Source organism: Streptomyces venezuelae, assembly GCF_008642375.1.
Taxonomy (GTDB): Bacteria; Actinomycetota; Actinomycetes; order Streptomycetales; family Streptomycetaceae; genus Streptomyces; species Streptomyces venezuelae_G.
Window position 1 is genome coordinate 6,646,613 of record NZ_CP029194.1, and the last position, 24,760, is coordinate 6,671,372.

Below are 24,760 nucleotides of genomic sequence, written 5' to 3' on the forward strand. Positions count from 1 at the left end.
GTCGGGGTTCAGCCGCGAGACGCTGCCGCTCCCGGTGAGGCAGGTCGCCTGAGGAGGGTGCGTCCGTGTGTGTGAGATCCGCGCACCCTGGCCGAGCGGGTCAACCGGCCTGGTTCCAGCGGTTCTCGAGTGTCCGCAGGGCCGAGGTGCGGGTGGCCGCGACGTGGGCGCGGGCCAAGGACTCCGCGGCGGCCTCGTCGCGGTCGTGGACGGCCTCGTAGAGCTGCTCGTGGGCCCCGCACATGGGCTCGCCGTCCGACTGCGCCGAGGTGAGCCGGAAGAGCCGGCGCAGCCGGGAGTCGAGCGGGGCCATCAGGTCCACCAGCAGGGGGTTGCCGGAGAGCTCGACGACGGCCCGGTGGAAGTCGGCGTTGAACGCGACCGCCTCGCGGAGACGTCCGGACTCCGCCGCCCGTCTCGCCCGGGCGAGCAGCTCCTCCAGCTCGCGCAGCTCCTCGGGGCTCGCGTGCCGGGCGGCCAGGCGGGCGGCCAGGCCCTCCAGGTTCTCCCGTACGTCGAAGAGGTGCGCTGCGTCCTCCGGGCCGAAGTCCGTCACCACCGCACCCCGGCGCGGCTGCACGGAGAGGAACCCCTCCGACTCCAGCCGCTGCATAGCCTCGCGCACCGGCACCCGGGAGACCCGCAGCTCGTCGGCGATCTCCCGCTCCACGAGCCGCGTCCCCGCCGGGTACTCCGCCTCGATGATCCGCTCGCGCAGCTCCACGTACACCTGCTCCCGCAGGGACGTGGGGGCGTCGGGGCGAGAGGCGGTCATGGGGAGGGCTCCAGTCCGGCGGGGTCGGGGCTGCCGTCGCCCGATCTTCGCAGACGGGCGCGCGACCCGGCCGCGCGCAGTCCGCGCCGGTCAGACCAGGCGGCCGTCCCTCGCCACGACCCGGCCCGCACGGACCACCAGGTCGCGGCGGGGGCGGTCGACCACCACCTGGGGGAGGCACTCGCCGTCGACGAGCATGAAGTCGGCGGGGGAGCCCGTGCCCAGGTCGGCCTTCGGGAGACCGAGCAGCTCGGCGCCGCCGTCGGCCGCGAGGCGGAAGCAGGCCTCCAGGTCCTCGTCGAGCCGCGCGTCCGTGACCCAGCCGGCGAGCCAGGCGCGGTGCAGCATGTCCGCGTCGCCGAACGGGCTCCAGCTGTCCCGCACCCCGTCCGAGCCGAGCCCGACCCGTACCCCGCGCTCCGCCAGGCGGCGGAAGGGCAGGATCGTCGTCTCCGACAGGGCGACCGTGGTGAGGGAGATCCCGGCCTCCGCGAGCAGGTCCGCCGTGCCGTCCAGCTCCTGAGCGGCGAGGCCCGCGACCGCGAAGGCGTGCGCGACGCTCACCCGGCCGTGGAGGCCGAGGGCCCGGGTGCGGGCGGCGATGTCCCGCAGCGGGGCGAGGCCCTGCTCGCCCCGGTCGTGGAGGTGGATGTCGAGCCCGAGGCCGTGCTTCTCGGCGAGCGCGAAGACCGTGCCGAGCTGGTCGCCCTCATGGCCGCCGGCCGTGTCGAAACCCGCCGGGTCGATGCCGCCGATGTGCGTGACGAGACCGCTCGCGGCGGCCTCCGCCAGGAGCTCGGCGACCCCCGGGGTGCGGACCACGCCGTGCTGCGGGAAGGCGACCAGCTCCACGTCGACGGTCCCGGCCAGCTTCCGGGCCGCCTCGGCGACCCCCTCGATCCCGGAGAGGCCGTAGGCCGGGGCCACGTCCGCGTGGGCGCGCATCGCCCGGGTGCCCTGGGCCGCCGCGTGCGACATCAGCCGCAGCGCCCGCTCGGCCACCGGGGTCGGGAGCGCGCGGGCGAGCTCCACGTCCCCGGCGACGTACTCGGCGATGCCGTGCGCCGGCCGCCTGCTGTGCCAGGGCTCGCCCCAGGACGTCTTGTCGGGGTGGATGTGGGCGTCGACCAGGGTCGGCAGGGCCAGCCGGCCGCCCCCGTCGACCCGCTCGACGACAGCGCCCGGCGGGACCTCGTCCACGAGCAGGCCGGCCACGGCGATCAGCTCGCGGGCCGGGCCGCCGGAGGGCAGCCGTACGTCGTGGAACACGGTCGCGGTGCCGGTCGGCTGGGGCGGGGTGGTCACGGGGGTCTCCTCGCGGGCTGCTGTACCGGGGCATCTGGTATACCACTGCCTGGTATACCACGAACCTCCCGGTGGGGGCGCCGGGCCCGCCCCTCACCAGGCCAGGTCCTCCAGCGCGTCCAGGTCCGGCACCACCGTCGCCGCGATCGGACCCTCGTCCGTGTCGTCCACCCGCAGCTCGGCCCAGATCGTCTTGCCGCGCCGGCCGTACCGCGTGCCCCAGCGCTCCGCGTACTGCGCCACCAGGTACAGCCCGCGTCCGCCCTCGTCGGTCGTCGTCGCGTGCCGCAGGTGTGGGGACGTGCTGCTGCCGTCCGAGACCTCGCAGATCAGCGTGCGGTCGTGGAGCAGCCGCACCCGGACCGGATCGGCGCCGTACCGCACCGCGTTCGTGATCAGCTCGCTGAGGACCAGCTCCGCCGTGAACGCGAGCCCGTCGAGCCCCCACTCCGACAGCTTCGCCGCCGCCGCGTTCCGTACGGGCGAGACCGCCGACGGGTCCCGCACCACCTCCCATTCCGCGATCCGCTCCCGGTCGAGCAGCCGGGTCCGCGCCACGAGCAGCGCGATGTCGTCGCGCGGCGAGGGCGTGAGCAGCGTCGCCAGGACGTCCGCACAGGTCTGCTCCGGGCTCCGGTCCGGGCGCGCGAGCGTGGACCGCAGCAGCCCTAGCCCCGTGTCCAGGTCCCGCCCCCGGTCCTCCAGGAGCCCGTCCGTGAAGAGCACCAGCTTGCTCCCCTCCGGCAGCCGCAGCTCCGTCGCCTCGAACGGCACGTCCCCCAGGCCGAGCCCCAGCGGCAGCCCCGGCGACAGCTCCGGGAACTCGACCCGCCCGTCCGAGCCGACGAGCGCCGGTCCCGGATGCCCCGCGCTCGCCATCGTGCACCGCCCGGAAGCCGGGTCGTAGATCGCGTACAGGCAGGTCGCGCCCGTGATGCCCTCGTCCCGCCGCCGCCCCTCGGCATCCGGGCCCTCCCACTCGCGGTGGTCGATCCTGGCCGTCAGCTCGTCGAGGTGACCGAGAAGCTCGTCCGGGGGCACGTCGAGCGTCGAGAAGTTGTGCACGGCCGTCCGCAGCCGCCCCATCGTGGCCGCCGCGTGCAGCCCGTGCCCCACCACGTCGCCCACCACCAGGGCCACCCGCGCCCCCGGCAGCGGGATCACGTCGAACCAGTCGCCGCCCACCCCCGCCTTCGCCGGGAGGTAGCGGTAGGCCACGTCCACCGCGCTCTGCTCCGGCAGCACCCTCGGCAGCAGGCTCCGCTGGAGCGTCACCGCCATCGCGTGCTCCCGCGTGAACCGGCGCGCGTTGTCGATCGCCACCGCCGCCCGCGCCGCCAGCTCCTCCGCGAACGACAGGTCCTCCTCCCCGAACGGCTCCGGGGTGTCCGCCCGCCAGAAGTTCGCCATCCCGAGGACGACCCCGCGGGCCAGCAGCGGCACCGTGAGCAGCGAGTGCATCCCGTACGCGAGGGCCTGCGCCGCGCCCTCCGGGTCCTGCGCCCGCCAGGCCTCCGCCGCCGCCAGTTCCGGCTGCGCCACCGCGTGCCCCGCGGCCAGCGCGACCGCCATCGGGGCGCCGGTCACCTCGAAGTGGATGGTCTCCCCGACCGGCTGGAGCGGCTGGTCAGGCCGCAGCCCGCTCAGCGCCGTCCGCCGCATCTCCGTCATCGTGGCCGCGTCCTCCGGGGGCTCCTCCCCGCGCAGCACCGGTTCGAGGAGCTCCACCGTCGCGAAGTCCGCGAACCGCGGCACCGCCACCTCCGCCAGCTCCTCCGCGGTCCGTACGACCTCCAGTGTCGTCCCGATCCGCACCCCCGCCTCGTACAGCAGCTGGAGCCGGCCGCGGGCCACCGCCGCCCGGCCGGTCACGACGGCCAGCTCGGTGGTGTCCCGCATCGTCATGACGCTCCCGGACTCGGCGCCGGCGGTGAGCGTGGGGCGCACGCTCACCGCGAGCAGCCGGTCGCCCGCCCGGTGCACCTCGTCGGTGGCGGCCCGGCCCGACGTGAGGAGTTCGACCGTACGGGGATCGAGGCCGAGCTCCGAGACGTGCCGCTTCTCCGCGTCCGCGGACAGCGCGAGCAGCCGCCGCGCCTCGTCGTTGGCGAGGAGCAGCCGGTGGTCGGGGCCCACGATCAGGACTCCTTCGCGCACGGCGTGCAGGACCGCCTCGTGGTGCTCCTTCATCCGGGTCATCTCGGCGGGCCCGAGGCCGTGCGTCTGCCGCCGCAGCCGCCGGCTCACCAGACCCGCCCCGCCCACGGCGAGCGCCAGCGCGCCGGCCGCCGCGCCGACGAGCAGCGGCAGCCGCCCCTGCAGCGCGTCCGTGATGCTCTCCACCTCGATGCCACTGCTGACCATCCCGACGATCTTGCCCTGCTCGTCCACCACCGGGACCACGGCCCGTACCGCGTCGTTCGGCGCGCCCCGGAAGAGCTCGGTGAAGGACTCGCCGTCGACCGTGGCGCGTGTGAGGTCCCCGGTGGCGACGCGGCCGATGAGCTCCGGCTCCGAGTCCGTGTACCGCACCCCGGCCGGGCTCAGGACGGCGATGAAGTCGACGCCCGTCGCCAGGCGGGTGGCCTCCGCCCGGGCCTGGAGCTCCGCCGTCGGATCAGGCGAGGTCAGCGCCTCGTCGACGCCCGGCGCCTTCGCGAAGGCCTCCGCGACCGAGAGCGACCGGATCCGGGCGTCCCGCTCGGTGTCCCGCTGCGCCTGGTGGAAGATGACGAAGACCGCCGCCGCGATGACCAGGAGGGCGATCAGCGCCTCCAGGGCGAAGACCTGGCCCGCGACGCTCCGCAGCCCCGTCCTGCCGTCCCGCGGCTTCCGGTCCTTCCGCGCGTTCATGCCGTGCTCCGCGCGACGAGCAGCGCCACGTCGTCCGGTGCGCCCGGCCGCCGCAGCGCCTGGAGCAGCATGTCGCAGGTCTCCTCCAGAGGCCCGCGCGCCTCGTCGAGCAGCCCCACGAGCACCGCGAGCCGGTCGTCGATCGCCGCGTCACGGGTCTCGACGAGACCGTCCGTGTAGAGCACGAGCACGTCCCCGGGACGGAAGGGGATGCGGACCGTCCGGAAGGTGCCGCCGCCCACCCCCAGCGGTACCCCGGTCGAGACCCGCACCAGCTCGGCCGGGCCGGCCGCCGGGATCCGCACGGGCGGCAGATGGCCCGCGTTCGCGATCCGGACCCGGCCCAGGCGCGGATCGTGCACCGCGAAGAGGCAGGTCGCGATGTAGTGCTCAAGGCCCGCCGTGATCCGGTCCAGATGCCGCAGCACCTGCGCCGGCGACAGCCCGAGGTCCGTGAACGCACTGGTGGCCGCGCGAAGCCGCCCCATGGTCGCCGCCGCGTCGATCCCGCTGCCCATCACGTCCCCGACGACCAGCGCCGTCTTGTCGCCGGGCAGAGCGATCACGTCGTACCAGTCTCCGCCGACCTCGCTCGACGCCTGCGCCGGCTGGTACCGGGTGGCGACCTCAAGACCCGCGCGCTCCGGCGGCTTGCCGGGCAGCAGACTGCGCTGCAGCGTCACCGCCGAGTTCCGCACGCTCTGGTACCAGCGGGCGTTGTCGATGCTGACCGCGGCGCGGGCGGCGAGCTCCGTCGCGAGCAGCACGTCGTCGCTGTCGAAGGGCAGCGGATTGCGGTCACGCTTGAGGTCGAGCGCGCCGAGCACCTCCCCACGCGCGATCAGCGGCACCGCCAGGTACGAGTGCACCCCCGCCCGCCGGAGCTGATCCGCGGCCTCCGGGTTCCGGGCGATCCGGGGCAGGTCACCGGGCCCGACGTGCTCGACGAGGACCGGCAGCCCCGTGTGCACACAGCGGGTGACCAGCCGGTCCGCCCCGTACATCGCCACCGCCCCGGGCGGGTCCGCGGCCGGCAGCGCCTCCGTCGGCCCCGAGGCCTTCACCGCGAGCGCGCGGAACAGCTCGGGGCCCGCCTCGGGCGCCCCGGGCCTGCGCAGCGCCAGGACGGAGTCCAGGACGTCGACGGCCGCGATGTCCGCGAGCTCCGGCACCACGACCCCGGCGAGCTCGTCGGCCGTCCGGTCCACCTCCAGGGTGGTGCCGACCCGCGCCGAGGCGTCCGCGACGAGCGCGAGCCGCCGACGGGACCGGTCCGCCTCCGCGTCGGCGTCCTGCCGCGCGGTCACGTCGATCACCGAGGTCGCGACCCCCAGGACCTGGCCCTCGGGCCCGTCCAGGCGGTAGAAGGACACCGACCAGGTGTGCTCGTGCTCGGGGTCGGCCGGGGTCCGCCCCGCCGTCGGGTGGTCGAGCAGCGGCCGGCCCGTGGCGAGGACCTCGCGCAGCGCCCCCTCCAGCGCCGCCGCGTCGATCCGCGGCAGCATGTCGGCGATCCGGCGCCCGATGTGCAGCTCGGCCGGGACGCCGTTGATCCGCTCCAGAGCGGGGTTCACGAGGACGTACCGCAGGTCGGTGTCGAGGACGGCGAGACCGATCGGCGACTGGGAGACGAGCCGGTCGGAGAGGGCGAGGCGGGTCTCGACGCGCTCGACGACGGCGCGGTCGGCGGCGATGCCCAGGGCGTACAGCCCCCCGAGGTCGTCGGTGAGCCGCATGTTCCGGAACTCCACCTCGCGGCTGCTGCCGTCCTTGTGCCGTACGGGGAAGGTGCCCGCCCAGGTCGCGCCGCCGCGCAACACCTCGCCGAAGAGGCGCAGCGCCTCCTCGCGGTGCTCGGCGCCGACGATCAGCCGGGCGATGTACCGGCCGAGGGCCTCGTCCGCGCGGTAGCCGAAGAGGGCCTCCGCCTGCGGGCTCCACAGCACGATCCGGCCGCGGGCGTCGATGACGATGGCCGCGACCCCGAGGATGTCGAGGAGCCCCTTGGCGTCGAACGGCACACCCGCCCGCCCCGCCGTCTCCGGGAAGGAACCGGCCGTCACACTGCCTCCTCCCGCCGCCCTACGCGCCTCCCTCCATGCTCCCCGCCCCCTGCCCACCCCGCACCGCGAGCCCGTCGGCCCGTAAGCGCCTGAAGCCGCCCTCGCGGCGCCGGCCCCCCGCCGCGAGGCCGGCGGCCCAGGCCGTTCCCGCGAGCGCGAGGAGCGGCAGGAGGATCCGGACGTCGACCACCGCGACCAGACCGGCGCCGAAGGCGATGGCCAGTGCGTTCGGGGCGAAGACCAGGGTGTTCGCGGTCGCCGCCAGCCGGCCCACGGCCTCCGCCGGGGCCTCCCGCTGGACCGCCGTCATGACGGCGACGAGGACCCACGGCATCCCCAGGCCGATCACCGCGCTCGCCGCGAGCGCCGACGCCCCGTACGGCAGCGCCCGCACGCCCACCGCCACCGCGAACAGCCCGAGACCGGCGGCGGCGAGCACCCGCTCCGGGACCCGGCGCAGCAGCGGCCCCGCGAGCAGGCCCGCGAGGACCGAGCCGGCGCCCTGGACCGTGTACAGCACACCGGCGTACGCGGGGGAGCGCCCGAGCCCGCTGTCCACCACGGCGTAGATCGCGGCCCCGTTCACCCCGGCGAGCAGCATCGTGAACCCGCCCGTCGCCACCAGCGGCCGCAGCACCGGCGAGGCCCGAAGGAGCCGGACGCCCTCGGCCGTCTCCCGCCACCAGTGCCGCCTCGCGGACCGCGCGGGACGCTCCTCCCGGACCGGCATCAGCGCGAACAGGACCGCCGCGAGCGCGAAGCTCGCCGCGTCGAGGAGGGCGACCGGGCCGCCTCCGTACCGGGCGAAGAGCCCCGCCGCCACGAGCGGCGCGATCAGCTTCACCGACTCGTTCGCGGTCATCCGGAGCCCGTTGAAGGTGCCGAGCCGTTCCTCGTCGAGCGTCGTCGCGACGAGGGCCTGCTCGGCGGCCTCGTGGACGGCGCCCTGGGCCCCGTACAGCACGAGCACCGCGAACAGCAGCCACACCCGGTCCGCCGACTCCACCCACAGGAGCACGGGCAGCAGGAGCGCCATCGCCGTGTTCAGGACGACGAGCAGCGGCCGCCGCCGCACCCGGTCGGCGAGCGTGCCGAGCAGCGGCCCGAGGAGGACGGGCGCCCACAGGGCGAAGGCGGCGAGCGCCGCAAGGCTGTCCGAACCCGTCAGGGACTTGACCCAGATCCCCGAGACCAGCCATAGGGCCGTCGTACCGAATCCGGACACGACGGTGCCTGTCAGATACCAACGCATGGCCGCAGCCTGGCCTCTGAGGAGGCCCTTCCGGATCGGTCACCCGCCCTATTCGGCTCATCCGCGCTCGGCGGCGCCGCCCCGCTTCTCGTACCGCAGCGCGGCCCCCGTCACCACGGCCCCGAGCCCCTCCCACAGGCCCACGCCGAGGAAGCCGGCCGGGGCGCGGCCGGTGACGACGGCGAGGGTGAAGACCGCGCAGGTGAGGAGCCGGAAGGGGACCGTCCAGCGGAAGAAGGGCTTCCAGTCGGCGAGCGCGGCCAGGACGTAATAGACGCCCATGTTGAGCGCGGCCATCGAGGAGGCCGTGAGGAACACCAGGGTGTGATCGCCGTCCGTCCGCCCGCCCTCGGGCACCGGCTCGAAGCCCATGACCGTGAGCAGGGCGTCCGGGGCGACCAGGCCCACGACGCCGAGCGCGGCGGCGAGCACGCCGAAGACCGCCATGGTCCAGCCGGACAGGGAACGGGGCAGGCGCACGGCGGTCCTCCGCGAGGGGAAGCAGGGTCGACGAACCACGTCGGTGATTCGAATGCGCGCTCGGAAACGAGCGTGCCCCTGCATATCGCGTGGCGGGGGCCCTGAGCCAATCGGGCCCTCTCAGGGGGTGTCCTGCCGATCGGGCCGGGCTCGCGGCCTGATCGGCAGGACACCCCCCCTCGTGTCACTTCAGCGCCGCGGCCATCATCTTCTGCGCCACCGGGGCCGCCAGGCCGTTGCCGCTGACCTCGGAGCGGGCCGCGCCCGAGTCCTCGATCATCACCGCGACGGCGACCTGCTTCCCGGTCGAGGGGTCCTTCGCGTAGGAGGTGAACCAGGCGTACGGCGTCTTGCTGTTGTTCTCGCCGTGCTGGGCCGTGCCCGTCTTGCCGCCGACCTCGGCCCCGGAGATCGCCGCGTTGGTGCCGGTGCCCTTGTCCACCACCGTCCGCATCGCGCTCCGCAGCTGCTCCGCCGTCGAGGAGGAGACGACCCGCGTGGTGTCCCCGTCGTCGTAGGAGGTGAGGGCGTCGCCGTCGGAGTCGACGACCTCCGAGACCATGTGCGGGGCGGCCAGGAGGCCGTCGTTGGCGATCGCGGCCGACACCATGGCCATCTGGAGCGGGGTGGCGGTCACGTCGAACTGCCCGATGCCGGTGAGCGCCGTCTGGGCGGAGTCCATGCCCGAGGGGTAGACGCTCGCGTAGGCGCGGACCGGGACGTCGAGCTCGGCGTCGTTGAAGCCGAACTTCTCCGCCATCGCCTTCACCTTGTCCTGCCCCAGGTCCGCGGCCATCTTGGCGAACACGTTGTTGCAGGAGTACCGGAGTGCGGTACGGATCGTGGCGTTCTCGCAGGGGGCGGAGGCGTTCTCGTTCTTCAGCACGGTCCGGGTGTTCGGCAGGGTGTACGGGTCGGGGCTCTGCGTCGCCGCGTCGACCGAGCCGTACAGGCCGTCCTCCAGGGCCGCCGCCGCGACGACCAGCTTGAAGGTGGAGCCGGGCGGGAGGGGCTGGCGCAGGGCGCGGTTGACCATCGGCTTGTCCTCGTCGGCCATCAGCTCCTTCCAGGCGGCGCCGTCCGCCGTCCCGGCGATCTTCGACGGGTCGTACGACGGGGTGGACACCATGGCCAGGATCCGGCCGGTGGCCGGGTCGACCGCGACGGCCGCGCCCTTCTTGTTCCCGAGGGCCTTGTAGGCGGCCTTCTGCACGTCCGGGTCGATCGTGGTGACGACCGTGCCGGGCTTCTGCTGCGAGCGGGTCACCGCGTCCACCGGGTTCTTCAGCCGGTCGTCGGTGCCGTCGAGGACGTCGTCGTAGATGCCCTCCAGCTGCGTGGCGCCGTACGCCTGCGAGCTGTAGCCCGTGACCGCCGCGTACAGCTCGCCGTCCGTGTAGGTGCGCTTGTACGCGAGATCGCCTCCCTCCGTCTTCTTCGAGCCGGTGACCGGCGAACCGGCCACGACGATGTTGCCCAGCGGCTGCGCGTACTGCGCGATGGTCTTCCGCCGGTTCTTCGAGTCGTCCGCCAGCGCCTTGCCTTCGTACGCCTGCACCCAGGTGGCCCGGCCCAGGAGGGCGAGCACCAGGACGAGGACGAAGACCGACGTGTGCCTGATCGTCTTGTTCATCGCACCAAGGGGGACGAACGAGCCGGCGGCCGACGTTCCGGATGTGTTCGGTTTCTCAGCGAACCTTCATCCTGGTTCGTCCCGCCCGCCGGGCCGCACCACGCCTCACCCCGGCCGCCGGGCCGTACCGCCGCCTCACCCCGCCCGAACGAATCCCGACTCGTACGCCAGGATCACCGCCTGCGTGCGGTCCCGGGCGCCCAGCTTCGCCAGGAGCGCCGCCACGTGCGACTTGACCGTCGCCGGGCCCACGCCGATCCGCTCGGCGATCTCGGCGTTCGTCAGGCCCGTCGCCACGTGCCGCAGCACCTCCGCCTCCCGCTCGGTGAGCCGTGCCACCCAGGGCGCCGCCGCCGGCGCGCGGCGGGCGTGCTCGGCCGCCAGGCCGCGTACCGCCGCCGGGTAGAGCAGCGAGTCACTCCGGGCGACCAGCCGGACCGCGCTCACCAGCTCCTCCGCCGCCGCCCGCTTCAGCAGGAAGCCGGCCGCGCCGACGCGCAGCGCGTCGTACACGTAGGAGTCGTTCTCGAAGGTCGTCACGACCACGATCCGGGGCCGTTCCGCCATCCCCGCGAGGATCTGCTCGGTGGCCCGGATCCCGTCGATCTCCGGCATCCGCACGTCCATCAGTACGACGTCCGGCCGCGCCGCCCGCACCACCGACACCGCCTCGGCGCCGGTCGCCGCCTCGCCGACGACCTCCAGGTCGGGCTCCGCGTCCAGGATGACCCGCAGGGCCGTGCGCACCATCCGCTCGTCGTCGGCGACGACCACCCGAATCGCCGCGCTCGCCGCGCTCACCGGGGGATCCTCACCGCGAGGCGCCACACGCCGTCCACCGGCCCCGCCTCGGCGGTGCCGCCGAGCAGCCGGGCCCGCTCGCCGACCCCGCGCAGGCCGCGTCCGCCGTGCGGCCGGGCGACCGGGGGCCGCTCGGGCAGGGGATTCTCCATGGTGATCTCCAACTCCTCGGTACGGGCGTCGAGCCGTACGCTGACGGGCGTGCCGCCCGCGTGCCGGGCCGCGTTCGTCAGCCCTTCCTGGACGATCCGGTACGCCTCCCGGGACAGCGCCTCCGGTACGGGGCCGAGGGCCCCATCCACCGTCAGCGCCACCCGCGGTCCGGCGCCGCGCACGAGGGCCTCCAGGGCGTCGAGCCCCGGGCCCACCCCCTCCTCCACCTCCGCGCCGCGCCGCAGCAGGCCGAGGACCCAGTCCAGCTCCCCGACCGTGCGCCGGGTGGTCTCCTCGATCGCGGTCAGCGCCTCCCGGACGAACTCGAGGTCGGCCGCGTCGCCCGTGTCGAGGACCCGGCGGGCCGCGCCCGCCTGGAGGGTGACCGCGCTGAGGGCGTGGCCGACCGAGTCGTGCAGCTCGCGGGCGAGCCGGTTGCGCGACTCCGCCTCCGCCACGCGCCGCTCGGCCACCGCGAGCCGGTCCGCGGGGCTCGGCCCGAGCAGCCGGGGCGCCAGCCGGGCGAGCAGCGCCCCGGTCGCGGCGGCGGTGGCGGCGAGCGCGAGCAGCATGAGCAGTCCGCCGGGGAGGGCCGCCCAGAGCAGCCAGGGCCGGTCGAGCCCCCAGAACCGGCCGAGCTCCGACTCCCGCAGGGCCGCCGAGAACGGCAGCGCCGCCAGCGACGCCGCGAACGGCGGCACGGCCAGCGACGCCCCGCTGATCAGCGCGCCGGCGCCCACGTGCAGCGTGAACCAGCCGGCCGTCCGGGCCTTCGCCTCGCGGCCGCGGGCCGGACCGTCCGCGAACCGGTCGGCCGGAACCCCGCACAGCGCCCGCGCCACCGCCACCGACATGGGCCGGGCCAGTGGGAACAGCGCGGTGACCGCGGCGAGCGGCAGCCCGACCGCGTACGCCCCGAACTGCACGGCGAGGCTGCCCCCGAACATCCCCGGGGAGTCGAGCAAGGCCGCCAGGAAGACGGTGCCGACCAGCCAGTACGGCATGAACAGCGCGCCGCCCAGGATCAGATGGAGCCAGCGCAGCCTGGCCCGCTGCCCGAACAGGGCGACCGCGCACCGCCTCACGCCTCGGCGCTCCGCCGCCGCAGGAAGACGGCCACGGAGGCGGCCAGCAGGAACCCGGTGATCATCTGGCCAGCGTAGGACAGCTGTGCGAGGGCCGGGAGCTGCTTGGCGACATCGCTCTCGGGCTGGAGCGCGACGAGCGACATGTACGCGCCCCAGCAGCCCATCGCGCCGGTGGACACCCAGGCGAGGGCGAGGACGGGGCGCACGCCCAGCCGCGCGGGCCGGCGCAGGACGAGGAGGAAGGTGAAGACGACGGCGGCGACGAGGAAGGCGAGGTGCACGGCGCTCAGGACGTAGAAGTCCGCGTCGCGTTCGGCGGCCCGCCGGGCGGAGAGGCCCGTGGCCGAGCCGGAGAGCCAGATCAGCTGGACCGTCGCGGGGAGGAGCGCGACCACCGCGCCGGCGAGGGCGACGGCCCGGACGCCGGGCCCGGAGGTGCGGGCGGACAGCTCGCCGAGCCGCCCGCGCCAGACGTGGCCCCAGCGGTCCCGTGCGTACAGGACGAAGAGGGTGCCGAGGGCGAGGCCCTGGAGGATGAAGCCGCCGTAGACGACGGCGAAGACCCAGCCGTCAAGGAAGGGCTCCTTGGGCGCGGCCGCCTGCTCGTCGCCGGTGAACAGCGCGACCGCGAGCTGCGCCGGGTACCCGGCCATGATCGGGGCGAGGAGTCCGGTCGCCGCCCACATGGGGAAGGCGAGCAGCCAGGCCCGTACCCGCAGGCCCCACTCCTGGGTGAGCAGCAGGGCGAGGACGACGACGACGGCGTCGGCGAGGACCGAGACCGAGTTGGCGACCGCGAGCAGGGTCGGGTGCTCCAGGAGCTCGCTCCCGGCCGGGATGCCGAGCTCGCCGCCCGCCACCCAGACGACCTTGAGCGAGATGTACGGCAGGCAGGCGGCGATCGCGACGATGCGCAGCACGCGGCGGAGCAGGGAGGGTCGGTACCCGGTCGGTGTCATGGCTCCACGCTCCCGCGAGGGGCACCGGCGCCACGTCCTGCCCAGTGGCGAACCGTCTCCGCCGCGCGGGGGAGAGGCTCTCCTGCCCGGAGCGGAATTGACCCATGATTCTGATGATCAATTGACCCCTTCGCGGCGGTCAATGGCCCACTAAAGTTGTGATCATGAACGAGATCGCGACCTTCGCCCCGCTCCTGACCCGTGCCGCCACCGCGGAGACCACCGCAGACCCGAGCAGCGTGATGACGCTCCTCGCCGACTCCGACACGACCGGCGGGCAGCTCACCAGCTACCGCTCCTCCTTCGCGAAGGGTGCGGTCGGCGCCCCGGCGCACTTCCACACCAAGGCCTCGGAGATGTTCTTCGTCCTCGGCGGCTCGCTCCAGGTCCTCGTCGGCGAGGAGCTGACCGTCCTGGAGGAGGGCGACTTCCTCCTGGTCCCGCCGCACACCCCGCACGCCTTCGCGGCGGCGCCGGGCGCCGAGGCCGACGTCCTCTTCGCCTTCACGCCCGGCATGGCCCGATTCGACTACCTGCGCCTGCTCGGCCGGGTCATGCGCGGCGAGGCGAGCTTCGAGGAGATCAAGGCGTCCTCGGAGCAGTACGACAACCACTACGTGGACAGCCCGGTCTGGCGGCAGGCCCTCGCCGAGCGCGGCTGAATCCCCCGGGGGCTCAGAGGCGGCGGGTCGCCAGCGTCAGCCGGTCCCGCGCGTCGAAGAGCGCGTCCTTGATCATCTGCTCATGGGCCGGGGTGAGCCGCGCCACCGGCACCGAGCAGCTGATCGCGTCCCGCGCCGGGGTCCGGTAGGGGATGGCGATGCCGAAGCAGCGCAGCCCCAGCGTGTTCTCCTCGCGGTCCACCGAGAAGCCCTGCTCGCGGATGACGCGCAGCTCCTCGATGAGCTCCTCGCGGTCGGTGATCGTGTGCTCGGTCAGCGCCGGCAGCGTCTCCGGGAGCAGCTTGCGCACCTGCTCGTCGGTGTGGGTGGCGAGCAGCGCCTTGCCGAGCGAGGTCGAGTGCGCGGGCAGCCTGCGCCCGACCCGGGTGAACGGCCGTAGGTAGTGCTGGGACTGACGGGTCGCCAGATAGACCACGTTGGTGCCGTCGAGCCGCGCGAGGTGGATGGTCTCCGTGGTGTCGTCGGAGAGCCGGTCCAGCGTCGGCCGGGCGGCGGCCACGACCTCGTCGCCGTCGATGTACGAGGTGCCGACGAGCAGCGCCCGCACCCCGATGCCGTACCGCGTGCCGGTGGCGTCCGTCTCCACCCAGCCCAGCTCGACCAGGGTGCGCAGCAGCATGTACAGGCTGGACTTGGGGTAGCCGACGGCCTCCTGGACGGCGGCGAGCGAGTGCATCCCGGGGCGCCCGGCGAAGTACTCCAGCAGCTCCACGGTCCGCACCGCGGACTTCACCTGTGCCCCACCCGCGTCGGCAGTCGCCATGACCCTCGCCCCTTTTTCCGTTGTCCGGTCGTCCCGGTGGCCGCCCCGGCCCCTTGTGGAGACGGTCGGGCCGTCAATAGAGTCCCTCGCAGACGCGTTCATCTACGAGAACGCTGTTCAGAATAGCGAACAGGGGCGTGGCGGTGGCGGCAGAACCAGTGTGGAGTGTGGACCCCCGGACGGGGAAGCCGCGCGAGCAGGTTGCGGTGGAGGCCACAGCGGAGGAGGTCGACCGCGCGGTCAGCGCCGCGCACGGCGCCCGGGCCGCGCTCGCCGACCGCACGGTGCGGGCCGCCTTCCTCCGTACCGCGGCCGACCTCCTCGACGCGGCGCGCGAGCACGTCATCGAGGCCGCCGACGCCGAGACGGCCCTCGGACCCGTCCGCCTCGGCGGCGAACTCGCCCGGACCACCGCCCAGTTGCGGAGCTTCGCCGAGGTCGTCACGGAGGGCTCCTTCCTCGACGTCCGGATCGACCTCCCCGACCCGGACGCCACCCCGCCCCGCTCCGACATGCGCCGCTGGAAGATCCCGCTCGGCGTCGTCGCCGTCTACGCCGCCAGCAACTTCCCGCTGGCCTTCTCCGTCCCCGGCGGCGACACCGCGAGCGCCCTCGCGGCCGGCTGCCCCGTCGTGGTCAAGGCCCACCCCGACCACCCGGCCACCTCCGAACTCTGCGCCTCGCTGCTGCGCCGGGCCGCCGCCAAGGAAGGCCTCCCGGAGGACGTCGTCGTCCTCGTCCACGGCTTCGACGCGGGCGTGGAGCTCGTCCGCCACCCCCTCGTCGCGGCGGCGGGCTTCACCGGTTCGGTACGCGGCGGACGGGCGCTCTTCGACGCCGCCGCCGCCCGGCCCGTCCCCATCCCCTTCCACGGTGAACTCGGCTCCCTCAACCCGGTCGTGATCACCCCGGCCGCCGCCGAGGAGCGCGCCGAGGAGCTCGGGGCCGGTCTGGCCGCCTCCATGACCCTGGGCGCGGGCCAGTTCTGCACCAAGCCCGGATTCGTCCTGGCGCCCCAGGGCGAGGCGGGCGACCGCTTCCTCGCCGCGCTCACCGCGGGGGTCAGCGAGACCGAACCGGCCGTGATGCTCGACCACCGCATGCGGGACGCCTTCGTGGCCGGGGTCGCCGAGCGTGGCGCCCTCGACGGGGTGCGGACCCCCGTCACCCCGGGCGCGGGCGGCGAGCACACGGTCAGCGCCGGTGTCCTCGCCGTCGACGCCGACCGGCTCACCGGGGGTGATGCCGGGACCGACGCCGGGAGCGGCCACGGCCTCCTCCTGGAGGAGTGCTTCGGACCGGTCACCGTCGTCGCCCGCTACTCCACCGGGGACGAGGTCACCGCCGTCCTCGGCCTGCTGCCGGGCAACCTCACCGCCACCCTGCACATCGCCGAGGAGGACGTGGCCGCGGCGCCGCTCCTCGCCGAACTCACCCCGCTCGCGGGCCGCGTCCTCGTCAACGGCTGGCCCACCGGCGTCGCCGTGGCCGCCGCCCAGCACCACGGCGGCCCCTATCCGGCCACCACCTCCACCAGCACCTCGGTCGGCGCGACCGCGATCGAGCGCTGGCTGCGGCCGGTCACCTACCAGTCGACCCCCGACCACCTCCTCCCGCCGGAGCTCCGCGACGGCAACCCGCTGGGAGTGCCGAGGCGCTGACGCTCAGTGCTCCACCCGCACCACGATCTTCCCGACGTGCGTGTTCGACTCCATCAGCCGGTGGGCGTCGGCGATCCGCTCCAGGCCCTCGAAGGTCTCGGCGATCACCGGCGCCAGGGAGCCGTCGAGCAGCCCCGGGCCGATGAACCCGGCCGTGCGGCGGCGCCCCTCCGCCGTCCCCACGGACACTCCGTTGTTGTAGGTGTGCACGGTCTGCGGCCAGTTCATGGACAGCTCGACCGGCCGAGGGTCCAGCCAGCCGTACAGGACCGTGGTGCCCCCGGGCCGCAGTGCGTCCCCGAGCCGGGCGAGGCCGGGCCCGCCGATCGCGTCGAAGGCCAGGTCCGCGCCCGCCCCGCCGGTGATCCGGCGCACCTCCGCGACCGGGTCCTCCGTGTCCGTGGTGATCACGTGCGCGGCCCCGAGCTCCAGGAGCCGCTTCCGCTTGGCCTCGTCGCGCGTGGTGGCGATCGGCACCGCGCCGACACGCAGCGCCGTCCGGATCGCGGCCGTCCCCACCCCGCTCGACGCACCCGTGATCACCACGTGGTCGCCGGCGCGCAGCCCGCCGGTCGCCACCATCCCGCCGTACGCGGTGGAGTGCGTCAGCCAGACGGCCGCCGCCGTCACCGCGTCCGCTCCCTCGGGCCGGGCCACCAGGTACTCCTCCGGCAGCACCACCCGCTCCGCGTATACGCCGTGCGTCCCGAAGTCGAAGTTGGCCGCCGCCATCACCGGATCGCCCGGGGCGTACGCGGTGACCCCCGCGCCGACGGCCTCCACCACCCCCGCCGCCTCGTATCCGAGCCGCGAACCGGGCAGCGCCGCCGGGTAGTAGTAGGTGCCCGCGCGGAACAGCGCCTCGGCGCGGTTGATCCCGAGCGCCTCGACCCGTACGAGCACCTCGCCGGGCCCGGGATCCGGCAGGGGCACCTCCTCCACCGTGAGCACCTCGGGGCCGCCGAGCTCGTGGAAGAGAACGGCCCTGGTCGTCCTGCCTGTTGCCGTGTTCGTCGTCATGCCTTCGACCGTAGGCCGGGCCGTCGAGACGATCCATATCCCTCCGGCTCCCGACGATGTCCCGTCGTCTCGCCACCGCGACGGAGAGTACGGTGCCGGGATGGACGTACTGAGCGATGCCATCGCCGCCATGCGCACCGGCCGGCCGCACTCCTCCCGCACGGTCCGCTGCGCGCCCTGGGGCTTCCGCTTCCCCCCGAGCAAGGGCGCCGGCTTCCACGTCGTCCTCCAGGGCACCGCCTGGCTGCTGCCCCCGGACGACGGCGCCCCCGTCAGGCTCGGCCCCGGCGACGTCGTCCTCCTCGCCCACGGCACCGGCCACGGCCTCGCCGACCGGCCCGGCACCCCGCTGGTCGACGCCCTGCCGGCCCCCGACGGCACCTGGCCGAGCGAGTCCGGCCCGGGACCGGCCGGCCCCGAGGAGACCCTGCTGCTCTGCGGCGCCTACCAGCTCAGCCGGGCCCGCGCGCACCCGCTCCTCACCGAACTGCCCCCGTACGTCCACCTCCCCGCCCGGGTCGGCGCCCACCCCAGGCTGCGCGCCGCCGTCGACCTTCTCGGCGCGGAACTCGCCGAGCCGCAGCCGGGATCCGACGCCATCGTCCCCGCCCTCCTCGACACCCTGCTCCTGTACCTGCTCCGCACGTGGTGGCTGTCCGAGCGCGCCGACCGGTCCACCGGCTGGTCCGCCGCCCTCGGCGACCCGGCGGTGGCGGCAGCCCTCCGCGCCCTTCACGACGACCCCGCGAGGCCGTGGACGGTCGAGGAACTCGGCGCCCTCACCGGCCTCTCCCGCGCGCCCTTCGCCCGCCGCTTCACCGCCCTGGTCGGCCGCCCCCCGCTCGCGTACCTCACCTGGTGGCGGATGACGGCGGCGGGCCGCCTCCTGCGCTCGGACGACCTCCCTCTCCGCGTGGTGGCCCAACGCTCCGGCTACTCCTCGGAGTTCGCCTTCGCCAAGGCCTTCAAGCGGGAGTACGGGGTGGCGCCGGGGCAGTACCGCAAGAGCCCCTCCTGAGGCCCTGAGCACCTCAGCGCCCGAGCCTCTGAGCGCCAGGCCCTGAGCGTCTCAGGCGCGGTGGCCGGGCAGGCGCAGCGAGGCCAGGGCCGTCAGGGTCAGCAGGCCCGCGCTGATCAGCAGGCTCGTCCGGAGGGCCGTCGCCATGGCGGCCGTGTCCCGGGCCGCCAGCGAGCCGAAGACCGCGATGGCGAGCGCGCCCGCCGTCTGGCGGACCGCGTTGAGCAGGCCCGCCGCCGTGCCCGCGCGTTCCGCCGGCACCGCCTCCATCATCGAGGCGATCAGCGGCGGCAGCGAGAAGCCCGCGCCCAGGGCGAGCGGGACGAGGAGCAGGGCCTGTGCGACCCGCGGGGTGTCCGCGTCCACCACGAGCAGGCCGAGCAGGCCGGCCACCGCGACCGCCTGGCCCACCACGATCGGCAGCCTCGCCCCGTACCGGGCCGCGGTCTTCGCCGACAGGAGGTTCACCCCGGCGAGCAGCCCCGTCATCGGCAGGAACATCAGCCCCGCGCCCAGCGCCGAGAGGCCCAGCACCTGCTGGAAGAAGAGACCGAAGACGAAGATCATCCCGTAGAAGGCCACGCTGTTCGCGGCGCCCGCCGTCACCGCCACCGCCACCGTCGTGTTCCGGAACAGCCCCAGCGGCACCATCGGATGGCGCCGCCGCGCCTCGATCAGCAGGAAGGCCGCCAGGGAGACGGCCGCGACCCCCAGCGCCCACCAGGCCTCCGTGCCGCCCTCGATGGCCGCGAAGGTCAGCGCGCCGACCGCCGTCGCCGCCGTCAGCTGCCCCGGCAGGTCGAGCGGCGCGGGCCGCCGCTCCGAGCGCCCCACCCGGGTCAGCAGCGCGAGCGCCAGGAGCCCGAGCGGCAGGTTGACGAAGAAGATCCCGCGCCAGCTCCAGGCCGTCGTCAGGGCGCCGCCCGCGACGGGGCCGAGCGCCACCGCGACCGTCCCGCCCGCCGCCCACAGCGAGACCGCCCGGGCCCGCCGCCCCGGGTCGCCGTACGCCTCGCGCACCAGCGCCAGCGAGGCCGGCAGCATCACGGCCGCCGCCGCACCCTGCACCGCCCGGGCCGCGAGCAGCGAGGGGAGGCCGGGGGCGAGACCGCAGGCCGCCGAGGCGAGGGTGAAGGCGACGACCCCGACGCCGTACGCCCGGGCCGCCCCGAACCGGTCGGCGAGCGCCCCGCTGGACAGCAGGAGCGCGGCGAACACCAGCGTGTACGCGTCGACCACCCACTGGAGACCGGTCATGCCCGTGCCGAGGTCGGCGCCGATCGCGGGCAGGGCGACGTTGACCACCGAGGTGTCGAGGGTGATGAGGGCGAACCCGAGCGTCGCGGCGGTCAGCGCCGGGGCGGGGGAGGGGCTTCCGGTGGGGGTGCCGCGGCGGACGTCGGGGACTGCGGTGAGCTCGGGCGATGACATGTCCCCCACTCTGGTGACCGGTGGGGACGTAGAGTAGTGGCCCGAATGCCATATGCCCGGAGGTTCTGGCCATGCCGGCCCCTTCCCGTGTCCGGCGCGTCGCCGTGATCGCCGCCCCGCCCGTCTCGATGTTCAACCTGGCCATCCCGGAGATGCTGTTCGGCAAGGTCGAGCTCGACGGCCGACCCGGGTACGAGACGGTCATCTGCGCCCCCGACCCCGGTCCCGTCGCCACCACCGGCGGCCTCGACCTGCTCGTCCCGCACGGCCTCGACGCCGTGGACGCGGCCGACACCGTGGTCCTCGCGGGCAGCGGCTCGTACACCCACCCCGACCCGCGCATCCTCGACGCGCTGCGCCGCGCCGCCGCCGCGGGCAAGCGGATCGCCTCCATCTGCACCGGCGCGTTCGCACTCGCCGAGGCCGGACTGCTCGACGGCCGGGCGGCGACGACGTACTGGGCGTACCGGGAGCTGCTCGCCGAGCGGCACCCCGCCGTCGACCTCCAGGACGACGTCCTCTTCGTCCAGGACGGCCCCCTCCTCACCTCCTCCGGATACGCGGCGGGCATCGACCTCTGCCTCCACGTCATCCGCACCGACCACGGCGCCGCCGTCGCCAACACCGTCGCCCGGCTCGCCCTCGTCGCGCCCGTACGGCCAGGCGGCCAGACCCAGTTCACCCAGACCCCGCTGCCGCCCGAGCGCGGGGTCTCCTTCGCCGACACGCGCGCGTGGGCCATGGGACGCCTCGACGAGCCGCTCACCCTCACCGACCTCGCCCGGCACGCCGGGACCTCCGTCCGCACCCTCTCGCGCCGCTTCCACGCGGAGACCGGGGTCAGCCCGCTCCAATGGCTGCTCCACCAGCGCGTCGAGCGGGCCAAGGAGCTCCTGGAGACCACCTCCCTCGGCATGGAGCGGGTGGCCCGCGAGAGCGGCCTCGGCACGGGGGACTCGCTGCGGCAGCACCTGCTGCGGCGCACCGGCCTCACCCCGAGCGCGTACCGGACCTCCTTCAGCCGGGTGGCGGCGGGTGCGCCGCCTCACACCGGCGCCTGAAATGGAATGAACCGGACCGGCGGCGGCGTTCCCATCGACGAACACCCGTACAGGCAACCCCCTCGGAGATCCCTCACATGCGCGTCGAAATCTGGTCGGACATCGCTTGCCCCTGGTGTTATGTCGGAAAGGCCCGCTTCGAGAAGGGCCTCGCCGCCTTCGCCCACCGCGACGACGTCGAGGTCGTGCACCGCTCCTTCGAGCTCGACCCGCACCGCGCCAAGGGCGACACGGGCCCGGTCCTGGAGATGCTGGCGAAGAAGTACGGCCGGACCCTCGACGAGGCCCGCGCCATGGAGCAGCACGTCGCCGACAACGCGCACGCCGAGGGCCTCGGATACCGCACCGACGGCCGCGACCACGGCAACACCTTCGACATCCACCGGCTGCTCCACCTGGCCAAGGCGCGCGGCCGCCAGAGCGAGCTGCTCGACCTGGCCTACCGCGCCAACTTCGCGGAGGAGCGCTCCGTCTTCGACACCGAGACCCTGGCGACGCTCGGCGTCGAGGCCGGTCTCGACGAGGCCGAGGTCCGGGCCGTCCTCGCCGACGAGTCCGCCTATGCCGACGCCGTACGGGAGGACGAGCGCGAGGCCGCCGAACTCGGCGCCAACAGCGTGCCGTTCTTCGTCCTGGACCGCCGCTACGGCGTCTCCGGCGGCCAGCCCGCCGAGGTCTTCACGCAGGCCCTGGAGCAGGCCTGGCAGGGCCGCGTCCTCCAGCCGGTCGGCGGCGGTGACGAAGCCGAGGCCTGCGGCCCGGACGGCTGCGAGGTCCCGCGCGCCTGACGGTCAGACCATGTCTGACCTGCGAAGATAAGCGCTTCTTGGGGATTCCCCACGGTCGGATCTCCATTGACGGGTGATCGTGGGGAATCCAGGGTGGGCACATGGATTCCCTGCACCAGCCGCTCGGCGGCGCCGAGTTCGCACCCAAGAAGACCTATCTGAACACCTCCGCCTGCGGGTTGCTGCCCCGCCGGACGATCGACGCCGTCACGCTCCTCGCCGAGCAGACCGCCGACGGCCGTTCCGACGGCGCGGGCAGCTTCGACATCGTCGACGAGGCCAGGGCGGCCTTCGCGCGGCTCGCCCACGTCTCGCACGAGCGCGTCTCCGTCGGCAGCTCCGTCGCCGTGCACTGCGGGATGATCGCCCAGTCGATGCCCTCGGGCTCCGAGATCCTCTTCCCCGAAGGGGACTTCTCCTCCGTCATCACCCCCTTCACGATCCGCGGCGACCTCAAGACCCGCTTCGTGCCCCTGGAGCTGCTCGCCGAGTCCGTCCGTCCCGAGACGGCGCTCGTCGCCTTCTCGGCCGTGCAGTCGGCGGACGGCCGCACGGCCGACTTCGCGGCGGTACGGGCCGCGGCGGCCGCCCACGGCGCCCGGACGCTCCTGGACGCGACGCAGTCGGCCGGCTGGCTGCCGCTGCACGCGGGCGACTGGGACTACACGGTCTCGGGTGCGTACAAGTACCTGCTCTGCCCGCGCGGGGCGTCCTTCCTCACCGTCACCGAGGAGGCGCAGGACTCGCTGCTCGCGATCCACGCCAACTGGGTCACGGGCGAGGAGCTCTGGGTGAACAGCTACGGCCCCGTCCGCGAACTGGCCCGCTCCGCGCGCCGCTTCGACGAGCCCGTGGCCTTCTTCTCGTACCACGGGGCGGCCCGGTCGCTCGCGCTGCTCGAAGAGGTCGGCATCGACCGCATCGAGGCCCACAACAAGGGCCTCGCGGCCCGCTTCCGCACCGGACTCGTCGAGCTCGGCCACGCGCCGGTCATGGACGACTCGACGGTCGTCGCGGTCCCCGGTCTCGGCGACCGCGCGGACGCGCTGCGCGCCGCCGACGTGCTGCTCTCCGCGCGCGCGGGCAACCTGCGGGCCTCGTTCCACCTCTACAACACGGCGGCGGACGTCGACCGGGCCCTGGACATCCTGGCGGGCTGAGCCCCGCCGCCGACCGGAAGGGACCCCTGGGGCCAGTCCGGCGGATCATGGTCCGACCCTGATCCGCCGGACAGGCCCCCGCCCGCCGTCAGCAGCCGCCCGGCAGCGGCGGGCAGGCGCCCTCCTCGCCCGCCTCCTCGCGCAGGTTCTCCGACACGAGGCCGAGCAGCCGGGCCAGCTCGGCCCGGTCGTCCGGGCCGAGGCCGTTGAGGGAGAGGTTCTCCAGGTCCGACCAGACGCCTTCGACGCCGGTGCGCAGGGCCCGCCCCTCGTCCGTCGGCTCGACCAGGACCGCGCGCCGGTCGGCGGGGTCCGGGCGGCGGCGGACGTGGCCGCACTGCTCCAGGCGCTGGAGCATCTTGGTCACCGTCGAGGCGTCGAGGCCCAGGGACTGGATCAGCTCGGACTGGCGGACGGGCCCGCAGTCCCAGAGCCGCATCATCATCATCTCCTGGCCCGGATAGAGGCCGAGCTCCTTGAGCCGCCGTCCGGCGGCGATCCGGTGCATCCGGGCCACCCGCGCCAGGGCGATGCTGACGGGTCCGCCGCGGGCGGCGGACGGTACCGACTCGGTACAGACGGGGTCGGTTCCTTGCATGGGCGCTCCTCGGGACGGCTCTCCCACAAGATTACCTTGGTCGGCCAATGAATGCGTTACAGTGGCGGCAGCCCCATTAGTTGGCCGACCACATAATGATGTGAGGGACCCGTCATGACCACCGCCTTCGACTCCGTAGACCTCGCCGGCACCCGTCTCGCCAACCGCATCGCCATGGCCCCCATGACCCGCAGCCGGGCCGAGGCCGAGAGCCGTACCCCCACCGCGCTCGTCGCCGAGTACTACGCCCAGCGCGCCTCGGCCGGCCTCATCATCACCGAGGGCGCCCAGCCGACCGCCATCGGCCAGGGCTACCCCAACACCCCCGGCCTGCACAGCGCCGAGCAGATCGCCGCCTGGCGCGAGGTCACCGACGGCGTCCACGAGCGCGGCGGCCGGATCTTCGTCCAGCTGATGCACGCCGGCCGGATCAGCCACCCGCAGGTCCTCGGCGACGGCCTCCACCCCGTCGGCCCCTCCGCGGTCACCCCGGCCGGACAGCTCTTCGCCGGCTCCGGGCTCATCGACTTCGTCGCCCCGCGCGAACTCACCGCCGACGAGGTACGGGAGACGATCGCCGGCTTCGCCACCGCCGCGCGCAACGCGGTGGAGGCAGGCTTCGACGGCGTCGAGATCCACGGCGCCAACGGCTACCTGATCCAGCAGTTCCTCGCCTCCGGCTCCAACCACCGCACCGACGAGTGGGGCGGCCCGGTCGAGAACCGCATCCGCTTCGCCGTCGAGGTCGTCAAGGCCGTCGCCGCCGAGATCGGCCCCGAACGCACCGGCCTGCGCGTCTCCCCGGCCAACACCTACAACGACATCGCCGAGACCGACACCGAGGAGATCTACCCCGCACTCGTCGAGGCGATCGACCCGATCGGAATCGCCTACCTGCACGTCATGGAGCCCGCGCCCGAGGTCCGCGAGCTGACCCTCGCCCTGCGCAAGGCCTTCTCCGGCACCCTCATCCTCAACCCGGCCACCGAGGGGCCGACCGGCCCCGACGCCCTGGCCCTCATCGAGGACGGCACCGCCGACCTCGTCGCCTACGGGGCGCTGTTCCTCGCCAACCCCGACCTGCCGGCCCGCCTCAAGGCCGGCGGCCCGTACAACACCCCGGACACCGCCACGTACTTCGGCGGCGACCACCGCGGCTACACGGACTACCCCGCGCTGTAACAGGCGTACGGGAAGCGGGATACGCGAGAGGGG

At 74.4% G+C, this 24,760-nt stretch carries 21 protein-coding genes; 7 read left to right on the top strand and 14 right to left on the bottom strand.

Annotation, left to right across the window (positions count from 1 at the left end; genetic code table 11):
- Positions 1 to 100 precede the first annotated feature (100 nt).
- The 10 genes from DEJ46_RS30380 to DEJ46_RS30425 all read right to left on the bottom strand — a co-directional run bounded on the left by DEJ46_RS30380 (position 101) and on the right by DEJ46_RS30425 (position 13,362).
- The gene (locus tag DEJ46_RS30380) at positions 101 to 775 is read right to left on the bottom strand and encodes a GntR family transcriptional regulator (protein WP_150271483.1); all 675 of its coding nucleotides are present in this window, start codon (positions 773 to 775) and stop codon (positions 101 to 103) included.
- A 90-nt stretch (positions 776 to 865) separates the two neighbouring features.
- Positions 866 to 2,080 carry an amidohydrolase gene (locus DEJ46_RS30385; RefSeq protein ID WP_150271485.1) on the bottom strand — a complete coding sequence of 405 codons (1,215 nt, stop codon included), beginning with the start codon at positions 2,078 to 2,080 and terminating at the stop codon, positions 866 to 868.
- Positions 2,081 to 2,173: 93 nt separating this feature from the next.
- The gene (locus DEJ46_RS30390; protein WP_150271487.1) at positions 2,174 to 4,933 is read right to left on the bottom strand and encodes a SpoIIE family protein phosphatase/ATP-binding protein; all 2,760 of its coding nucleotides are present in this window, start codon (positions 4,931 to 4,933) and stop codon (positions 2,174 to 2,176) included.
- A complete protein-coding gene (locus tag DEJ46_RS30395) occupies positions 4,930 to 6,996 on the bottom strand; it encodes a SpoIIE family protein phosphatase (RefSeq protein WP_150271489.1) in 2,067 nt (688 codons plus the stop codon). Before DEJ46_RS30395 ends, DEJ46_RS30390 begins: the two co-directional genes overlap by 4 nt.
- A gap of 19 nt (positions 6,997 to 7,015) precedes the next feature.
- Positions 7,016 to 8,248 (bottom strand): MFS transporter, encoded by a 1,233-nt coding sequence (locus tag DEJ46_RS30400; protein WP_150271491.1) that lies wholly within the window; start codon positions 8,246 to 8,248, stop codon positions 7,016 to 7,018.
- A gap of 57 nt (positions 8,249 to 8,305) precedes the next feature.
- Positions 8,306 to 8,695: a hypothetical protein gene (locus DEJ46_RS30405; RefSeq protein ID WP_150274893.1), complete on the bottom strand. Its 390-nt coding sequence runs from the start codon at positions 8,693 to 8,695 to the stop codon at positions 8,306 to 8,308.
- Between the two features lie 217 nt (positions 8,696 to 8,912).
- The gene (locus DEJ46_RS30410; RefSeq protein WP_150271493.1) at positions 8,913 to 10,361 is read right to left on the bottom strand and encodes a peptidoglycan D,D-transpeptidase FtsI family protein; all 1,449 of its coding nucleotides are present in this window, start codon (positions 10,359 to 10,361) and stop codon (positions 8,913 to 8,915) included.
- 135 nt (positions 10,362 to 10,496) lie between these two features.
- Entirely contained in the window at positions 10,497 to 11,141 is a 645-nt protein-coding gene (locus DEJ46_RS30415) for a response regulator transcription factor (RefSeq protein ID WP_150274895.1), read from the bottom strand.
- A gap of 17 nt (positions 11,142 to 11,158) precedes the next feature.
- The gene (locus DEJ46_RS30420; RefSeq protein ID WP_190622968.1) at positions 11,159 to 12,400 is read right to left on the bottom strand and encodes a sensor histidine kinase; all 1,242 of its coding nucleotides are present in this window, start codon (positions 12,398 to 12,400) and stop codon (positions 11,159 to 11,161) included.
- Positions 12,397 to 13,362 (bottom strand): hypothetical protein, encoded by a 966-nt coding sequence (locus DEJ46_RS30425; protein ID WP_150271495.1) that lies wholly within the window; start codon positions 13,360 to 13,362, stop codon positions 12,397 to 12,399. The genes DEJ46_RS30420 and DEJ46_RS30425 overlap by 4 nt, the downstream gene beginning before the upstream one ends.
- 164 nt (positions 13,363 to 13,526) lie before the next feature.
- Here DEJ46_RS30425 and DEJ46_RS30430 point away from each other — a divergent pair, with 164 nt between their 5' ends.
- The gene (locus DEJ46_RS30430) at positions 13,527 to 14,024 is read left to right on the top strand and encodes a cupin domain-containing protein (RefSeq protein ID WP_150271497.1); all 498 of its coding nucleotides are present in this window, start codon (positions 13,527 to 13,529) and stop codon (positions 14,022 to 14,024) included.
- 13 nt (positions 14,025 to 14,037) lie between these two features.
- On the opposite strand, the gene DEJ46_RS30435 is transcribed toward DEJ46_RS30430, so the two are convergent.
- Positions 14,038 to 14,808, bottom strand: a complete 771-nt coding sequence (locus DEJ46_RS30435; protein WP_055644221.1) for an IclR family transcriptional regulator — start codon at positions 14,806 to 14,808, stop codon at positions 14,038 to 14,040.
- A 143-nt stretch (positions 14,809 to 14,951) separates the two neighbouring features.
- Here DEJ46_RS30435 and DEJ46_RS30440 point away from each other — a divergent pair, with 143 nt between their 5' ends.
- Entirely contained in the window at positions 14,952 to 16,469 is a 1,518-nt protein-coding gene (locus DEJ46_RS30440) for an aldehyde dehydrogenase (NADP(+)) (RefSeq protein ID WP_190622970.1), read from the top strand.
- 3 nt (positions 16,470 to 16,472) lie between these two features.
- On the opposite strand, the gene DEJ46_RS30445 is transcribed toward DEJ46_RS30440, so the two are convergent.
- A complete protein-coding gene (locus DEJ46_RS30445; RefSeq protein ID WP_150271499.1) occupies positions 16,473 to 17,489 on the bottom strand; it encodes a zinc-dependent alcohol dehydrogenase family protein in 1,017 nt (338 codons plus the stop codon).
- 100 nt (positions 17,490 to 17,589) lie between these two features.
- Between DEJ46_RS30445 and DEJ46_RS30450 the strand changes: the two genes are divergently transcribed.
- Entirely contained in the window at positions 17,590 to 18,507 is a 918-nt protein-coding gene (locus DEJ46_RS30450) for an AraC family transcriptional regulator (RefSeq protein ID WP_150271501.1), read from the top strand.
- A 51-nt stretch (positions 18,508 to 18,558) separates the two neighbouring features.
- On the opposite strand, the gene DEJ46_RS30455 is transcribed toward DEJ46_RS30450, so the two are convergent.
- Positions 18,559 to 19,938, bottom strand: a complete 1,380-nt coding sequence (locus DEJ46_RS30455) for an MFS transporter (RefSeq protein ID WP_150271503.1) — start codon at positions 19,936 to 19,938, stop codon at positions 18,559 to 18,561.
- Positions 19,939 to 20,009: 71 nt separating this feature from the next.
- Here DEJ46_RS30455 and DEJ46_RS30460 point away from each other — a divergent pair, with 71 nt between their 5' ends.
- The 3 genes from DEJ46_RS30460 (at position 20,010) to DEJ46_RS30470 (ending at position 22,947) form a co-directional block, all read left to right on the top strand.
- Positions 20,010 to 20,999, top strand: coding sequence for a GlxA family transcriptional regulator (locus DEJ46_RS30460; RefSeq protein ID WP_150271505.1), 990 nt, complete (start codon positions 20,010 to 20,012; stop codon positions 20,997 to 20,999).
- 77 nt (positions 21,000 to 21,076) lie between these two features.
- The gene (locus DEJ46_RS30465; protein WP_150271507.1) at positions 21,077 to 21,787 is read left to right on the top strand and encodes a DsbA family oxidoreductase; all 711 of its coding nucleotides are present in this window, start codon (positions 21,077 to 21,079) and stop codon (positions 21,785 to 21,787) included.
- 101 nt (positions 21,788 to 21,888) lie between these two features.
- Positions 21,889 to 22,947: an aminotransferase class V-fold PLP-dependent enzyme gene (locus tag DEJ46_RS30470; protein ID WP_150271509.1), complete on the top strand. Its 1,059-nt coding sequence runs from the start codon at positions 21,889 to 21,891 to the stop codon at positions 22,945 to 22,947.
- Positions 22,948 to 23,035: 88 nt separating this feature from the next.
- On the opposite strand, the gene DEJ46_RS30475 is transcribed toward DEJ46_RS30470, so the two are convergent.
- Positions 23,036 to 23,545, bottom strand: a complete 510-nt coding sequence (locus DEJ46_RS30475; RefSeq protein ID WP_150271511.1) for a MarR family winged helix-turn-helix transcriptional regulator — start codon at positions 23,543 to 23,545, stop codon at positions 23,036 to 23,038.
- Positions 23,546 to 23,659: 114 nt separating this feature from the next.
- Here DEJ46_RS30475 and DEJ46_RS30480 point away from each other — a divergent pair, with 114 nt between their 5' ends.
- On the top strand, positions 23,660 to 24,727 hold the full coding sequence (locus tag DEJ46_RS30480; RefSeq protein WP_150271513.1) for an alkene reductase: 1,068 nt from the start codon (positions 23,660 to 23,662) through the stop codon (positions 24,725 to 24,727).
- Positions 24,728 to 24,760 lie beyond the last annotated feature (33 nt).

What these genes read in the sequence shown, in the direction of transcription:
- DEJ46_RS30380 (WP_150271483.1), bottom strand. Translation starts at nt 775, where the DNA reads ATGACCGCCTCTCGCCCCGACGCCCCCACGTCCCTGCGGGAGCAGGTG.
- DEJ46_RS30390 (WP_150271487.1), bottom strand. Translation starts at nt 4,933, where the DNA reads ATGAACGCGCGGAAGGACCGGAAGCCGCGGGACGGCAGGACGGGGCTG.
- DEJ46_RS30400 (WP_150271491.1), bottom strand. Translation starts at nt 8,248, where the DNA reads ATGCGTTGGTATCTGACAGGCACCGTCGTGTCCGGATTCGGTACGACG.
- DEJ46_RS30405 (WP_150274893.1), bottom strand. Translation starts at nt 8,695, where the DNA reads ATGGCGGTCTTCGGCGTGCTCGCCGCCGCGCTCGGCGTCGTGGGCCTG.
- DEJ46_RS30410 (WP_150271493.1), bottom strand. Translation starts at nt 10,361, where the DNA reads ATGAACAAGACGATCAGGCACACGTCGGTCTTCGTCCTCGTCCTGGTG.
- DEJ46_RS30425 (WP_150271495.1), bottom strand. Translation starts at nt 13,362, where the DNA reads ATGACACCGACCGGGTACCGACCCTCCCTGCTCCGCCGCGTGCTGCGC.
- DEJ46_RS30430 (WP_150271497.1), top strand. Translation starts at nt 13,527, where the DNA reads ATGAACGAGATCGCGACCTTCGCCCCGCTCCTGACCCGTGCCGCCACC.
- DEJ46_RS30435 (WP_055644221.1), bottom strand. Translation starts at nt 14,808, where the DNA reads ATGGCGACTGCCGACGCGGGTGGGGCACAGGTGAAGTCCGCGGTGCGG.
- DEJ46_RS30445 (WP_150271499.1), bottom strand. Translation starts at nt 17,489, where the DNA reads ATGACGACGAACACGGCAACAGGCAGGACGACCAGGGCCGTTCTCTTC.
- DEJ46_RS30450 (WP_150271501.1), top strand. Translation starts at nt 17,590, where the DNA reads ATGGACGTACTGAGCGATGCCATCGCCGCCATGCGCACCGGCCGGCCG.
- DEJ46_RS30455 (WP_150271503.1), bottom strand. Translation starts at nt 19,938, where the DNA reads ATGTCATCGCCCGAGCTCACCGCAGTCCCCGACGTCCGCCGCGGCACC.
- DEJ46_RS30460 (WP_150271505.1), top strand. Translation starts at nt 20,010, where the DNA reads ATGCCGGCCCCTTCCCGTGTCCGGCGCGTCGCCGTGATCGCCGCCCCG.
- DEJ46_RS30465 (WP_150271507.1), top strand. Translation starts at nt 21,077, where the DNA reads ATGCGCGTCGAAATCTGGTCGGACATCGCTTGCCCCTGGTGTTATGTC.
- DEJ46_RS30470 (WP_150271509.1), top strand. Translation starts at nt 21,889, where the DNA reads ATGGATTCCCTGCACCAGCCGCTCGGCGGCGCCGAGTTCGCACCCAAG.
- DEJ46_RS30475 (WP_150271511.1), bottom strand. Translation starts at nt 23,545, where the DNA reads ATGCAAGGAACCGACCCCGTCTGTACCGAGTCGGTACCGTCCGCCGCC.
- DEJ46_RS30480 (WP_150271513.1), top strand. Translation starts at nt 23,660, where the DNA reads ATGACCACCGCCTTCGACTCCGTAGACCTCGCCGGCACCCGTCTCGCC.